This window comes from Blastopirellula retiformator, from assembly GCF_007859755.1.
Lineage (GTDB): Bacteria > Planctomycetota > Planctomycetia > Pirellulales > Pirellulaceae > Blastopirellula > Blastopirellula retiformator.
Window position 1 is genome coordinate 511,391 of sequence record NZ_SJPF01000003.1, and the last position, 15,019, is coordinate 526,409.

9 protein-coding genes and 1 tRNA gene are annotated in these 15,019 nt (G+C 58.0%); 5 read left to right on the top strand and 5 right to left on the bottom strand.

Annotated elements, in window-relative coordinates; all coding sequences use genetic code 11:
- Positions 1-3,498 (bottom strand): tetratricopeptide repeat-containing glycosyltransferase, encoded by a 3,498-nt coding sequence (locus Enr8_RS13795; RefSeq protein WP_146432440.1) that lies wholly within the window; start codon positions 3,496-3,498, stop codon positions 1-3.
- Positions 3,499-3,902: 404 nt separating this feature from the next.
- Between Enr8_RS13795 and Enr8_RS13800 the strand changes: the two genes are divergently transcribed.
- A complete protein-coding gene (locus tag Enr8_RS13800; protein WP_146432442.1) occupies positions 3,903-5,003 on the top strand; it encodes a glycoside hydrolase family 5 protein in 1,101 nt (366 codons plus the stop codon).
- A 353-nt stretch (positions 5,004-5,356) separates the two neighbouring features.
- Positions 5,357-5,429: transfer RNA gene (locus tag Enr8_RS13805), tRNA-Arg, on the top strand.
- A 556-nt stretch (positions 5,430-5,985) separates the two neighbouring features.
- Here the strand turns inward: Enr8_RS13805 and Enr8_RS13810 are convergent.
- The 3 genes from Enr8_RS13810 to Enr8_RS13820 form a co-directional block, all read right to left on the bottom strand.
- Complete coding sequence (locus tag Enr8_RS13810) at positions 5,986-7,791, bottom strand: DUF3472 domain-containing protein (protein WP_146432444.1); 1,806 nt, start codon at positions 7,789-7,791, stop codon at positions 5,986-5,988.
- Positions 7,792-7,843: 52 nt separating this feature from the next.
- On the bottom strand, positions 7,844-8,239 hold the full coding sequence (locus Enr8_RS13815; RefSeq protein ID WP_146432446.1) for a carboxypeptidase-like regulatory domain-containing protein: 396 nt from the start codon (positions 8,237-8,239) through the stop codon (positions 7,844-7,846).
- A gap of 66 nt (positions 8,240-8,305) precedes the next feature.
- A complete protein-coding gene (locus Enr8_RS13820) occupies positions 8,306-9,388 on the bottom strand; it encodes a DUF1559 domain-containing protein (protein WP_146432448.1) in 1,083 nt (360 codons plus the stop codon).
- Positions 9,389-9,987: 599 nt separating this feature from the next.
- Here Enr8_RS13820 and Enr8_RS13825 point away from each other — a divergent pair.
- The 3 genes from Enr8_RS13825 to Enr8_RS13835 are packed head-to-tail and all read left to right on the top strand — an operon-like array spanning position 9,988 to position 13,820.
- Positions 9,988-10,530 (top strand): sigma-70 family RNA polymerase sigma factor, encoded by a 543-nt coding sequence (locus Enr8_RS13825; protein WP_186767651.1) that lies wholly within the window; start codon positions 9,988-9,990, stop codon positions 10,528-10,530.
- On the top strand, positions 10,530-12,218 hold the full coding sequence (locus Enr8_RS13830; RefSeq protein WP_146432452.1) for a LamG-like jellyroll fold domain-containing protein: 1,689 nt from the start codon (positions 10,530-10,532) through the stop codon (positions 12,216-12,218). Before Enr8_RS13825 ends, Enr8_RS13830 begins: the two co-directional genes overlap by 1 nt.
- A gap of 51 nt (positions 12,219-12,269) precedes the next feature.
- Positions 12,270-13,820, top strand: a complete 1,551-nt coding sequence (locus tag Enr8_RS13835) for a sulfatase family protein (protein ID WP_146432454.1) — start codon at positions 12,270-12,272, stop codon at positions 13,818-13,820.
- Between the two features lie 76 nt (positions 13,821-13,896).
- Here Enr8_RS13835 and leuB read toward each other — a convergent pair whose 3' ends face one another.
- Complete coding sequence (gene leuB, locus Enr8_RS13840) at positions 13,897-14,982, bottom strand: 3-isopropylmalate dehydrogenase (protein ID WP_146432456.1); 1,086 nt, start codon at positions 14,980-14,982, stop codon at positions 13,897-13,899.
- Between the last annotated feature and the right edge of the window lie 37 nt (positions 14,983-15,019).

The following is a 15,019-nucleotide window of genomic DNA, read 5'->3' on the forward strand; positions in this document are numbered from 1 at the left end:
TCAGCTTGGGTCTCGCTGGATCGAAACGGGCTGTATATTGGGAGAGTCAACTAGTTTCAAAAGCAACTGGTACTGCTCGTCGGCGGCTACATACTGACCGGCGTCGTGCAGCATTTCCGCATATCGCTTTCGCAGATGCAAGTTGTCAGGCTGATCTCGCATGCATTGCGACATCAACTTGGTTGCCCGATCCAATTGATCATCCGAGGCAAAGTACTCCGCAAGATCTTCCTTAAGTGGTTCACGGCCTTTCTGGGTCGTCAGCTTATCGTAGATGGCGTCCAGGTTGCTTCGCATCTGGGGCGAAGGCCGCTTCAAGTGACGCACGGCATTCACATACGATGGCCAAAGCGACGAGTCTTGAACGATCTGTTGCGATAGATCATCCAGCAGCGGAACTGCTTGCTGGAACTTTTTGTCGGTCATCAACAAATTCACCAGCCGAAGTTTTGTATCCGTGAGTTGATAACCCTGGTCAATCAACTTCTGGAGCTGTGCGATTGCTTGTTCGTATTCGCCGTTATCCTCAAGGGCATTGGCGAACAGGCTTCGTAATTCATCGGCATCAGGATGCTGCTCGGTCAATTTGCTTAGTAGCTTGACGGCTCCTTCCGGATTGCCTTCGGCCAGCTCAAGTCGAGCTTGAATCTGCTGGGCATTGAAGCTGGGAGGTATCTCGGCAAGCAGTTCGCGCACGGCGGCGAATTGCTTCTGATCGAACAGCACGTTGGCCAGTTCAAGCGAGACCTCGGCGTCGGGCTTGATTCTCAAGGCTTTGCCATAGGCAGCCACGGCGACCTCTGGTTTTTTAATCGAAATCGCGCTGCGAGCCAGACCAACATCAATCTGGAATTGTTGCGTTTTGCTCGGTTTGATCTCTCCGGCCGACGTGGCGGCTCCGATCTCTTTGAACGCGTCGTAGGCGGCGGCGAATTCCTTTTGATTACTCAGTTCACTGGCACGAGCCAGCTTCAAGCCCACGTCGTTCGGGAAATCCTTCACGAGAACCTGATCAAGCTTGTCCAGCCGCTCCTTCTCACCCAGTAATTCGAGCGCCCGACGAGCCTCGAAGAGGAGTGCCGGGCTTTGCTTTTCCAAGGGAGCATCCATGATGTTCGCCAAAATGGCGTTCGCCTTGTCACGCTGCTGGATACTGATCGGTTGATGGTCCTGGCCCAAAGTCGATAGGAAATAGTTGTCTTTCCAAACATGCCAGGCGCACAGCACGCACATGACAGATGCCGCCAAGGCCATCCAGCCTCCATGAATCAAGGGGCGAACCAAAGGTCTCGGAGCCGTCTTCGAAATTGGATTCAACGCCGATGCCGTCTTCGATTGTCGCTCCGACGCTTGCAGGCTCTTCAGCAAGCTCCGCGACTGATTATCGAACTTCATGAAACGTAGGCGATACTCCTCGGAACGCTCCGTCTTCTCCAGCTTGCCCATGCCTTCAATCGCACCGACCGGAGAGTTGATTCGGAAAAAGACCTGCGGGGTCAGTTCCAAACGTGATGTGGAATCAAACAGGATCGACTCATTTTCGAGAACCGAAGAAACCACATTGATTGAAGTTGGGGCTCCCTCACTGGTTGCCAACTCGATGGGCAGTCGCATGACATTTTTACGCCGGTGACGAGCGGCATTGGGCCCCAGACGCTTGTATTGATCGTCGACGGCCGCTTCCGCCGATATCGACCACAGATCGCAAACCTGCGAATGAGACAAGTTCAAGAAGTGAAAGCCTGCGCGGAATGCCTGAAAGCCTGGTTGTCCTTCCGTTAGCTGCCAGCAACTGCGCGCCTCGGCCTGGCAAGTCAACTGCCGAGTGCCAGAAGAGATGTTCAAAGTGACGATCGCCCCCACGGGGATCGGTTGATAGACGATCGCTCCCAGGCCCGATTCGTTCACATCGACGCTGATGGCCTGACCTTTCAAACCATCCCCTTCGTACTGAATGTGAACTTCATTGGTTGGATGACGCCAGGAGAATCTTCCATCGGCAGGACGAAATGCCTTGCGGACAACTTCGAAGGCCATAAGCGATTGAACCGTGATAATCAAGCCACCCACGGCCAACGCCACATAGTCGTTACTGGCGCCAAAGTAGATCTTCGCCGCGGCCCAGGCGATCGCTGCTATGCCCAGGGTGATCACGGACACGTGCGGAGCGATCAACATCGTGAATTTGGTGCTTTGCCGCCCACGTTTGTTCGTCACCACGAACTTCCCGCGTCCCCGATGAATTATTGCGCGGTATAGACAGCAGCATTGAATCCAGAAGTTGGTCATTGCCTGAACTTCCATATCCCATAAGCGACCGTATCCGTTACTTACCACTTTCACTGCCGTCCAGGTCATCAGTAGATAGGTCAGCGTCACAGCCAGCAGCGTTAGTGTGAACTGCCCCACAGGAGAGACGCCCGTCAGTAACATCAGGATCGGTGCGGCATATAGCAAGGCCTTGGCCGGACCGGTCGTCCAGCCCAGCATCGAGCCGAGATAGTTCAACCTCTGTCCAAGCGTCAGCCCCTTTAATGTCAACGGGTTGTCGTAGGCGAAGATGCTGAGATTACCTTCACCCCAACGCAAACGCTGCGCAGCGAAGGTCGTGATATCGGGGGCGGCTTGGGCGGCGATCATCCGCTCGTTCACAAACAACGACTTCCAACCCTTGGCATGCAGCCGCAGCCCGGTATGCATGTCTTCGGTAATCGTTTCAGTCGCGATCAGACCGACATCTTCCAAAGCCTTGCGGCGGAAGATCGCCGCGCTTCCGCAGAACACATTCGCATTCCAAGCGTTCTTTCCTGGCTGGATCACGTTGTAAAAAAGCTGCCCTTCTTCCCAATAGATTCCGCGTTTGAAGTCGACATGCGATTGGAAACTGTCGAAGTTATAGAACGCATGCGGCGTCTGCACGAAGGCCAGTTTGTCGTCCGCGAAATAACCCAGCGTACGAGAGATGAAGTTCGGTCGAGCGATATGATCGGCGTCGAAAATGACCACGAACTCCCCGTTAGTTTGATCCAACGCGTGGTTCAGGTTACCAGCTTTCGCATGAATATTTGTATCGCGCGAGATGTAATTGACCCCCATTTCACGACACAATTTATCGACCGCAGGGCGATGTCCGTCGTCCAGCACGTACGTCGTATGCGGATAGTCGAGCTGATTGAGCGCATTGATCGAGCCTTGTAAGAGCTGTACATCTTCGTTGTACGTGGGAAGAAAGACGTCGACCGATCGGTTCTCGAGCGGCGGTATCGGCTCGGGGTCGATTTGCCGCCAAACCTGCATGAAGTACAGGTACATTAAGAACACACCCCAGAATTCGGCTCCCAGCAGCATGACCGAGGCGATGATCGCGTAGGTGCTCTCGAAATTGATCGTATATAATACGCGGTAAGCGAGGTAGGTGGTCGCCGAAATGACCGCCAGCACGATCATCAGTTGGCGGAGTCCTGGTGAAAAATGCGATGCTGTTTGTCGGTCGGTCATAGTGGAGCTTTCTCGCAATGGCATCCGCGAGCTAGAGTGCGATCGATGACGGTTTCGTATCTAAAATACGTCACGATTACTTCTTGCGCAGTTCCAGAATCAAAAACCTATCAGTCCGTTGATTTTCTCGACGGACTGCGTGATCGCATGGATGCGAGCCGCGAAGAGCTACGCTCTGAGCCTGGCGAGTTTGAAAAATGCCACGATGGCATTTTTCAACAGGCAGCTAATCGCGTGCAATCAATGTGCCGCCTATCGGGGTTATGCAAGTGATACGGATCGTAGCAATATGTTAACCATTTAGGCAGTGTCGGACGACTTTCGTGGCATCTGGCTGACTGAAAGCTAGTTTTCTCTTAACGACGAAACTAAGACGGACGTCTTGCTTGAGAAGCGTAAGAAAAATGAAGCTTGATCGAAGAATGTTCACCGTTGGGACGGCGACGACACTGGGCCTATGGAGCCTTGGGGATCTCGCGCGCGGGAGCAGCGAGGATATTGGTCCGCAGTTGGGTGTGGGCGTCAGTCTGGCGGGACCAGAGTTCGGCACACACGATCCGCAGTTCTCGCAAGCGAATCCCGGTACGCTTGGACGCGATTACACGTTCAATTCCCGCCAAACGGTTCAATACTTTTTCGACCACGGCGTGAAGAGTTTTCGCATCCCAATCAGCTGGGAAAGGCTCCAACCGAAACTAGGAGGAGAACTCGACGTCGTTTACTTTGGCGGCCTCCAGAAGCTGCTCTCGTGGATTACCGACGTCGGTGGGAACGCGATCCTCGACTTGCATAACTATGGGCGATACCGACGGTCGATCGATGGTCGTCCCATCGAAGCAGTCTTGGGGGAATCGAAGAAGGGGAAAGTGCTGCTCTCAGTAGAGGATCTCGCCAGCGTGTGGCGACGAATTGCTCAGCAGTTAAAAGGACACTACTCGATTGCCGCCTATGGAATCATGAACGAACCGCACAACCTCCAAGGGCTGGATTGGGCTACCGCTTCGAATCAGGTTGTCGCCGCAATCCGTGAGGTAGACCAGCAGCGTTGGATCTCGGTCTCTGGCATCGACTGGGCAACTTCTGAGCGGTTTGCGGAGGTCAACGGCGAAATTGCCTGGATCAACGATCCCGCTCAGCGAACTATGTACGAAGCCCATGCCTACTTCGATTCCGATGCCAGTGGCAAGTATGCTGAATCTTTCGCGGAAGAAGCGAAACGTGATCCGCACATCGCCCAGCGTCCGTCAAAGACGCTCGAGCCTTTCTTGAATTGGTGCCAGCGCAACCACGTTTACGGCTTCGTTGGTGAAATTGGCGTGCCGAACGAGCCCCAATGGCTGGAACTGTTGGCCGAGGCCTGTCGTTTGATCCATGAAGCGAATGCCTCTGTCAGCTATTGGGCCGCAGGTGAATGGTGGGGCGACTATCCCTTGTCGGTACAGCCAAAAAACTTCGACGCCCCCCTCCCGGCTCAGATGAAAACGGTCGTCTCCAACATGGGATAACGGTGTTTTAAAATTGAGAGAAACGACTCGCATCGTTAAGTGATTGGCATAGCAGTCTGTTGATTTTCTCGACGGACTGCGTGATCGCAGGGATGCGATCCCAAAATAGCGACGTAAGTCGTTATTTTGGGAGCCGTGAAGAGCTACGCTCTGAGCTTGGCGAGGTTGAAAATGCCACGATGGTATTTTTCAACAGACTGATAGACGAAGATGAATGGCAACTCTTCACGAGAAGCCATCCCCATTACCCTATGGCCTGGATTCCAAGCAACTCTTCTGGTCCAATGCTTTGGTCTGAAATTCTGGTCCCAAAAAGCCCAGAAGCTTACTCCCTAAGTCCAGTTAGAGTATTGGCCCTCGTAGCTCAGGGGATAGAGCGACGGTTTCCTAAACCGCAGGTCGGAGGTTCGATTCCTCCCGGGGGCACTTTTCTTTTCTGCAATTTCTGAAATGGCGGAGATTGGTAGCCTTAGCAGTCCGTTGATTTTCTCGACGGACTGCGTGATCGCATGGATGCGATCCCAAAATAGCGACGTAAGTCGTTATTTTGCGAGCCGCGAAGAGCTATGATCTGAGCCTGGCGAGGTTGGAAAATGCCACGATGGTATTTTTCAACAGGCAGCTAGGCAAGCAGCCGAGCGGGTTGGGGTTCAGGTCGTACCTATCCGGCTGATCGCGTTTGATGAAAAAGACGCGATCGCCAACCTGCGGGGCGCCTGGCTTCAGGTCGGCGCGGTAGAAGGTTGGTTTGTAGCCAACCACTGAAACGGAAGCTGATGGTAGTCTTCGGCGGCGGATAGATGGGCCGCCAGCAGCGACAATATTAGTAGGGTAAGGAGACGTGGCGCGAGCAGGGCTCCTGACTCAATGCGGACGAGGCGACCGTACATTTTAGGAGCAACCCGCATTGCGAGCGAGCATTTGGGCCGAGCGGTCTTTGCCCCGATGCGCGATCGGCCCAAACGCAAGCTGCGCCTGCTGACTACTTCGCCGACAGCGAATGGGAATCAAACATCCAGGTCTGTCCTTCCTCATTCACCACCAGCGCTCGATAGAAATAGGTTTTGCCGGGCTCTAGTCCGGTCAGGCGAACCAGGTTGTCGCCATCGCCGGCCGATTGCGCCTCGGTGGCGTGCGACCAGGTGCGATCATCGCTTTGCCCAGCCTGACTCACTTCCGAGCGGCGTTCGGTGGCGTGTAGTCGGCGGGGAGCGAAGGTCAGGCAGTCGGTTTCGCCGTAATAGACAATCAGTTTGGCGTTGGTTCCGGCGTCCTCCAGGCGAAGGTTGACGGTCGCGTCGGCGGCGCCGGCTTCGACCGTTTCCGGCTCGGCGAACGTGGCCGGCAGTTGATACAGCTGCTTGGTCGCGGCGGGGGACAGGTAGGGAGGAATTTCGGTCGGGTTGGTCAGCTGAATGGTCTTGACTGGCTCGTAGTAACGCATGCCTCCGGTCGTCATGGCGAACTCGCCAGCAGCGGTCAGCGACCAGCTTTTGTTCATCGGGGCGCCTTTCCCTTTGGAGCAATGAAACTGATCCAGCGGGCGCCACTTGCCCTCTTCTTCGAGAGCCCAGCCGCGGCGGACCACTTCGCGCGGCAGGTCGCCGGTTCGCTGGATGTGCGGCGGCCCGGGGACTTCGCAAAACGAGCCGGGCTTCAGGTTGGAGAGCGTTTTTCCGTTGCTCCACTTGCGACCGACGGCGTACAGCTTCCAACGCTTGGTCGGATGATCCCAGAAGTAGCCGTAGTAGGTGTGATAGTCGCCGTCGTTCTCGACGCGGAGCGACTGGATGACGGTCTTCGGTTGGTCAGGCATCGCGGTCCAGCCGCGCAGTTTGACGCCGGAGCCCTCGTGGCCGAACCCGCTGAACTGGGCATCGGGAGAGCCAGCCGCCAACAGGTGCGGCATTTCCTGCAGCGGAGGAACGCTCCCTTTGCGGCTGGCGGCCCACATCGAAAAATTGAAGCCTCCTTCGCTGCGCCCGTCGGCGCGAAACGACGTGCCGTAGTAGCCGAACGGCGTCGTGATGGGCGAGTAGCTGCCGGTGTCGGTGGTGCTGCGGGTGGTCATCACCCAGACGCGGCTTTCGGGGCAGACGCTTGACGAGTAATGTCCATGCACGGCGGCCGGTCGCCAACGGGCCCGCAGCAGTTGGGCCGACTCGATTGCCGAACCGGCGAGAACGATCCCCTGCAACTTCCCAACGCCTAGTTGGGCCGAAGCGATCGATGTGGCGGTCAGCTCCAACGTCTGCTCGCCCGGTTGCTGAAGGTCGAACTTCAAGTTCCAGGGCTGCGGGGAAGTCGCGTCGGCGCCCGAGGTACGCACCGTTTGTACGTCGCCGCCCAGGGAGACGCGAATCTCGGAGCCTGCCTGCTTTTCGGAGACCTGTAGCCAGACCTGCAATTGGACGGCGCCTGGCTTGTCGGTCCAAAAGTGCCAGCGGAGGCCGCCGTCGGTCTTCTTCCAGTTGTCCAGGCATTCAAAGTTGGGGGCGATCAGGTTTTGATCGTCGGCTCGCGGCAAGGTCGATTGTCCCTCGGCACGACAGACGCCGGCGTCGAAGAAGCCGTTGCTGGCGGTGAGGACCAATTTGCCGTCGACGGCTGGCTGGCCATATAAAAAATAGTCGCGGCCATCGGCTTCGGTTCCGCCGCGGAAGAGTTGCGGATCTTGCTCCAATTGTCCGACAACTTCAGCGGCGCAATGCGGGGTGCCGATCAGGCCGATCATCAGCAGTGACAGGTAAGTGGTCAGGTAGGTGCGCGAAACGGAGTGGAGATGCATGTTTGTTTTGGCAATCGCAGAGGAAAGTTGCAGAGAGCGGTAAGGCGGGTGATTAAAAGTCGGAGAGGTCAAAGTCGAATTGGTTCTCACCTTCGACAACCTGCACGGCGGTGCTGTAGCCGGCCTTGGTGGTTGGCTTGCTTTCTTTGCCGGTTGGCTCGGGGATCGAGATCATGACGGTGTGGGGGCCGACCATGGCGCCCACCCTGCCGTTGGAATAGGTCAGTCGATACTCGCCGTTGGCGTTGGTGTTGCCGCCAGAGGGAGCGCCGCCCCCTTGGTCGGGCACATACATTACCACGATGCCAGGCATCGGCTCTCCGCGGTCGGTGACGCGGCCTTGTACGTCGGCCAGCCCGTCATTGCCGCCGCAGCCGGTCAGCAAGACCAGCAGAGCGGCGGAACAGGGGAACGCCGCCGCGGCGGCGTTGGATTGCTGTTGAATCACGATCCGTATTTCCAGTCTGAGAGGAGCGATTGTTCAGAAACGCGTCGGTCGAAGCGGCGGGAGCGCTTACCAGGCGGAGCCGACAACCGCGCCATCGTCGCGGGATGCGATCGCCATCAGGGTACGCAAGTCGGCCGTTTCGGTGACGAAGTGGACCGAACCGTCGACCAGCACAAACTGGGCGCCGCCGGGATGGTTCGACCGGATCGACGTGTTCTTCGCCAAACCGTGCCAGGCGGTGCAGTTGTAGTTGTTGTAGAGATGCCAGTTGACCGGTTCGCGAATCGTCGTCGTGTTGTAGGCCTGGCAGTTGGCGCCAGCGTGGCCGTTGCCGACCGACCACATGCCGCCGGGGACGTTGCCGGCGCGGCAGTCTTTGATGACTGGATCGCCGCTGTTGTCGGTGGAACGCAGGAGAGACGACTGTTCGCCAACGCAAACCGTGTTGCTGGTTCCGTCGATGATATTGGCGAACCGCAGGGCCGATTGGCGAGCTGGTTTCTTGCTGCCGTCATTGGGAAGTTGGCTCACGACCGGCATGGCGCCGTTGAAGTGCATGTAGCCGACGCCGGCCCGCGAGATGCCCAGCCGCGAAGAGATGTTCTCAGGATCAAACGCGGCGCCTGCGATCGCGACGTAGTTGGCGACCTGCACGTTGATCGTCGCCGGAGCGCCCAGCGATTGGGTCGCCGAGTTGGCTTTCTGCGCGCGGGTCGGCTCCAAGTCGGACGATGGGCACTGCATCATGCTGAGGATGGTGTTGTGTTTCAGTTGCCAGTTGTGGTCTTCGCCACGGCCCGACCAGTCGGTATTGGCGAAGACGGCCTGGTTGGTGATCGTCGATTGCTCGAGGAAGGGCAGGATCATGACGATCCACGAAGGTTGGTTCTGGTCGTTGCCTGCCCAGGTTCCTTGAGGCATGCCGCCCGGCGGCAAGTTTTGATAGGTGTCGTGATAGTTGTGGATCGCCAGCCCGATCTGCTTCAGGTTGTTGCCGCACTGCATGCGTCGCGCGGCTTCGCGGGCTTGTTGCACGGCCGGCAGTAGCAGGGCGATCAGGACGCCGATAATGGCGATTACCACCAACAGTTCGACTAGCGTGAAGCCGGCGTGCGTGGTCTTAACGTTTCGCCGTGATGTCGTTGCCATGGTTCTTCCTTCGGATAAATGACGTAGAGAAGGGGATGGATGGGCGGACGCCGCAAATAATAGTCTTTAAGGCGACGCTGGCGTCGCGCGCTGGAAGGTATATCGTGCAGGCAAACGGGATGCCGTTTGACGCTGCCAGCGGATGATGCGGCGATGATCGATTCGATTTGCCCGGGTAGGGGCGCGCAACGCTTCCTATTGGATTCATTCCTCCCGAAAAACTCGCCGAAGCGTGATCGGAAGGAACGATCGGAAGTGGCGGCTGACTAACTCGTGACCACGAGAAAGACGACTCGCCGTCGTCGTTTTGCTGGGCAAATTGCTGAAAAAATCAGCAGGCATGAACATGGGGGGCTGCCAAGTATCGGGTATGATTCTTGGCCTCCGAGATGGGAATAGCGAAGTCCCTCGCTTGGTGCGCAGGTTTTGAAAAAAAAGTGGGGGTACTTCGGGCGAACAAAATGTTGCTCCCCCCGACTTGCGGCAATCGCTTGCCTGGCAACGAGTTACAATGCAATTGGGCGACGCCGAAGAAAACTGACTGCTATTTTTGCGCACCGATCGACCATTCCAGCTATTTCCTAAGTCGGGGAAAACCGTTGAACGATCCAATCCGCAAGCTATCGCCCAGCCAGGTCGCCTTTATCGAAGAGTTGACCGCGATTCAAGGTTCGATGAAGCGTTTCTGCATCTCGATCCTGGCTGGCGATCAAGGGGCGGAAGACGTTATCCAAGAGGCCAATCGCGTCATCCTGGAGAAGGCGAACGAGTTTGAGCCGGGAACCAACCTGCAGGCTTGGGCGTTTGAGATCGTGCGGTGGCAAGCGATGGCCTACTGCAAACGTCGGCAGCGAGAGAACAAGTTGTTGTTCAATACCGAGCTGATCGATTCGCTGCTTGAGCGATCGTTGCAGTTGGACGCTCGCCAGGCCGAACAGATGGGGGCGCTTGCCTCGTGCATCGAAAAGCTGGACGACGCCGACCGGTCGGTATTGCGGGGGCGTTACTGGAGTGAGAAAACGCTGGCCGAGTTTTCGCAGGAAATCGGCCGAACTGTCGACGCCCTGAAGCGGGCCCTATTCAAAATCAGAAAACAACTTCGCGCCTGCGTTCGCCAAACGCTTGCCGAGCAAAAGAACTAATGACGCTTGATCCTACCAAGATTGCGGAACTCGACCGAATCATCTCGGCGCTAATCGACGCAGAGTCGCCTGACGCGGCGAAGATCGACGCGCTGGTCCAGATCTTGGAAGAGTCGCCGGAAGCGCGCGACGAATATCTCGAGCGGATGGGGCTGCATGCGATGTTGCATCAGCAGAAAGATCAGTACCTGACCGCCGAGGCGATCTTGCAGGCCAAGACCGACGTCGCCATGTCGCCCACCGCGATCCTTTGGTACCAGCGACGCGAAACGGCCTGGGCGGTTGCGTTGTCGCTGCTGTTGGCGATCGGATTTTTTGCGATCTATCTGAGCGCCGGCTCTTCGCCGATCGCGCAGGACGATCCTGCCCAGCCGCCCGCCGCTAACGCCGATCAACTGTTTCTCGCCCGGATTACGCAGCTGAAGAATGCGAAATGGCGGGATGAAGAATCGCTGGCGATCGGCCGCGTGCTGAAGCCGCGGCGGCTCGAGTTGATCTCCGGCGAAGCCGAAATCACCTTCGACCGGGGCGCGGCGGTGACGTTGGTCGGCCCGGCCGCGATCACGCTGCAGTCAACTTCGGCGGCGACGCTGCATCATGGCCGCGTCTACGCCGACGTGCCGTTTCCGGCAATCGGCTTTACGATCGACACGCCGACCGCCGAGGTCGAAGACCTGGGAACCCGCTTTGCGCTAAACGTCTCGGAAGCGGGCGACTCCGACATCTTGGTGCTGGAAGGAGAAGTCCGCGTCGGATCGCGGCTCGGAACCGATCCGCACGAGCAAATCGTGGCGGTCAATCAGGCGGTTCGCGTTCGTATGGACGAGCCGGCGATCACGCCGATCGATATGCCGGTCGGGCTGTCGCAGCAGAAGCCGCTCGACACGTTTACCTCCCAGAGTTCGGTCCCCTATTACCTGTGGCGATTTGACGAGTCGGATGAAGTCGCGCAAGGAACGTGGCGCGAAGAGGGTTGGAACCCCGGCAATCGCAACTTTCCCGCCACGTCGGAGCAAGAGCCGGACGCCAGCGGCGCCGTGCTCCATTCGGTCAAGGGAGTCTTCGGTCGGGCGATCTGGATGAACGGTCGCGGCGGCTACCTAAAGACCGAGCTGCCAGGCATCGCCGAAGATCATCCGCGGACCATCTGCTTTTGGGTTCGCATTCCGCAAGACGCGACGCCTGAGCAAGCTTATTCGATGATCAGTTGGGGCGACTGGACCACCTCCGGCGGCAAGTTTCAGGTCGGTTGGAATCCGCGTAAATTTATGCCGGACGGCAACCTGGGAGCCATTCGGACCGAAATCTCCGGCGGCTATGTCGTGGGAACGGACGATCTGCGGGATGGCAAATGGCATCACATCGCGATCGTCTACCTGGGCGGAACCGAAAAAGAGACGGACGGAGACATCCGCAATCGCATCCGGATGTACGTCGACGGGCAACTAGAGTCTCTTTCATCCTATCGCGACGGTAAGGTCAACACGCAGGTTTCTGAGGAGCGAAACCTCGTATCTTTCGGCCAATATCGGGCGAATCCGGCGGCGGAACAGGAGTTTTCGACCTTCAACGGCTCGCTGGACGAGATGTATCTATTTGACGGGGCGCTCACTCCCAGTCAAATTTATAGTTTGCGGCGCACGAACTCTCCCCCCGCTCCTACCGAAATCGTGCCGGTACGACACTAAGCGCCGACGCCCCAAACTACCAGCCAGAATACACCCCGGGAAATGATTCGCATGAGTATCTCCTATGCGCCGGCCGCGCGCTTGTCGACGCTCGCGGCGGCGATTGTCGTTGCGCTGCTCGTTGCTGCGCCGCTGCGAGCCGAACGACCTGATCGCAACATCGTCTTCTTCATCACCGACGACGAGAGCCCGACGCTTGGTTGCTATGGCGACAAGGTCGCCAAGACGCCGGCGATCGACGCCATCGCCGCCGACGGAACGCGTTTCACCAACGCCTTTGCGACCACGGCCAGTTGCAGCGCCAGTCGGTCGGTGGTGCTGACCGGTTTGCATAACCACATGAACGGTCAGTATGGGCACACGCACCACTATCACAAGTTCCAGTCGTATCACGACGTCGTCCAGCTGGCGCTGCCGCGATTGCTGGAAGGCGCCGGCTATCGGACCGCCCGATGCGGCAAGTATCACGTCGCGCCGGAAGCGGTCTTCCACTTCGAGAACGTCATCCCCGGCAATACTCGCTCACCGGTCGAGATGTCGGAGAACTGCCGCGAGTTTATGACGAAGGAAGATGATCGCCCGTTCTTCCTCTACTTCGCGCTGTCCGATCCGCATCGCGGCGGCGGCGAAGACAAGACCTCCAAATCGGAACTCAAGCCTGATCTCTTCGGCAACAAGCGGAACAAAGGGAGCTATCCCGGCATCCACGAAGTCTTCTACGATCCGGATGACGTGGTGGCGCCGGAGTTTCTGCCGGACACCCGGGAGACGCGAGAAGAGCTGGCGCAGTACTACCAGTCGGTCGCGCGGATCGATCAAGGCCTGGCCCACCTGGTGCGGATCTTGAAAGAGGCCGATCTCTACGACAAGACGCTGATCGTCTTCACCGCCGATCACGGCATGGCGTTCGCCGGCGGCAAGACGACCGTCTATGAGCCCGGCTTGCGGGTACCGTTTATCGTGCGTGATCCGTACAACGATCACCGCGGCGTCGTCTCGGACGCGATGATCAGCCACGTCGACATCACGCCGTCGCTGCTCGACTTCGCCGGTGCGCTCGATCGCGAAAAGAACGCCCCGAAGAACCCGATCAACGCCAACAAGTTCTGGAAAGAGCGGGGCGAAGCGGTCGCCGAAAATCGCAATGGCGGCAACAAGTTCAACACTTACCACGGCAAGTCGTGGATTCCGATTCTCGACAAGCCGGACGCCGAGCATCACCAGTCGATCATTGCGTCGCACACCTTCCACGAAATCCAGATGTACTACCCGATGCGCGTCTACCGCGACAAGCAGTACAAGCTGATCTGGAACATCGCCCACAAGCTCGACTATCCGTTCGCTTCCGACCTGTGGGCCGCGTCCAGCTGGCAAGCGCAGTGGAAGAAGGGGCTGGAAGCGCCTTACGGCCAAAAGACGGTCGGCGAGTATATCCAGCGTCCGGAGTTCGAGTTCTACGACATCGAGCGCGACCCGCACGAGTCGAAGAACCTGGTCGACGATCCCGCCTACGCCAGCACGCTGGAAGAATACAAAGCGAAGCTGAAGGCGGATCAGAAGCGGTTGGATGATCCGTGGATCATCAAGTGGAAATACGAGTAACGCTCGATTACCGCGCAAGCGAAAGGGGCGATCCTGCGATCGCCCCTTTTTTTGTTGAACGTGTTTGCGGTCGCGACTACGCCTTCAGCGCCGCAATCACCGCATCGCCCATTTCGACGGTCGAAACCTTCTTGCAACCTTCGACCATGATGTCGGCGGTTCGCAGCCCTTCGGCCAACACCGACTGGACGGCCGCTTCGATCTTGTCCCCCAGCTCAACCGAGTCGAGCGAGTACTTCAGCAGCATCGCAAAGCTGAGGATCGTCGCCAGCGGGTTGGCGATGCCTTGGCCGGCGATGTCCGGGGCCGAACCATGGACCGGTTCGTACAAGCCCGGCGAGCCCGGGGCGCCCAGCGCCGCCGAAGGCAACATGCCAAGCGAGCCGGTCAGCATCGCCGCTTCGTCCGACAGGATGTCGCCGAACAGGTTGTCGGTCACGATCACGTCAAACTGCGACGGGCGGCGGCAGAGCTGCATCGCGGCGTTGTCGGCGTACATGTGCTCCAGCGTAACGTCCGAGTAACTTTCGCCGTGCAGACGGGTGATCTCTTCGCGCCACAGCTTGCCCGACTCCATCACGTTCGCCTTTTCGCACGACGTGACTTTGCCTTGTCGCTTCTGGGCGATCTCAAAAGCGACCTTGCCGACGCGACGGATTTCGCTGGTGGTGTAGACCTGCGTGTTGACGCCGCGGCGCTCGCCGTTGCCCAGGTCTTCAATCCCGCGCGGTTCGCCAAAGTAAACGCCGCCGGTCAGTTCGCGGACGATCAGGATATCGAGCCCCTTCACGATCTCCGGCTTCAGCGACGACGCGTCAATCAGCGCGTCAAAGACGATCGCCGGACGCAGGTTGGCGAACAGGTCCAACTGCTTGCGGATCTTCAACAGGCCCGCTTCCGGACGAATGCTGTAGTCGACGTTATCCCACTTCGGCCCGCCCACGGCGCCCATCAAAATCGCGTCTGACTTGCGAGCCACTTCCAGCGTCTCATCCCGCAGCGGCACGCCATACTGGTCAATCGCGGCGCCGCCGAAATAGTCCTCCTCGGTATCGATCGTCAGGTCGGTATGTTCGTTGATCCAGCCGATCAGCTTACGAACCTCAGCGATGATTTCGGGGCCAATGCCGTCGCCAGGGAGCAGGAGGAGTTTCTTGTTCATGGTAGTTCGGGGGTGGGCAGCTTCAGTGACGGAACAA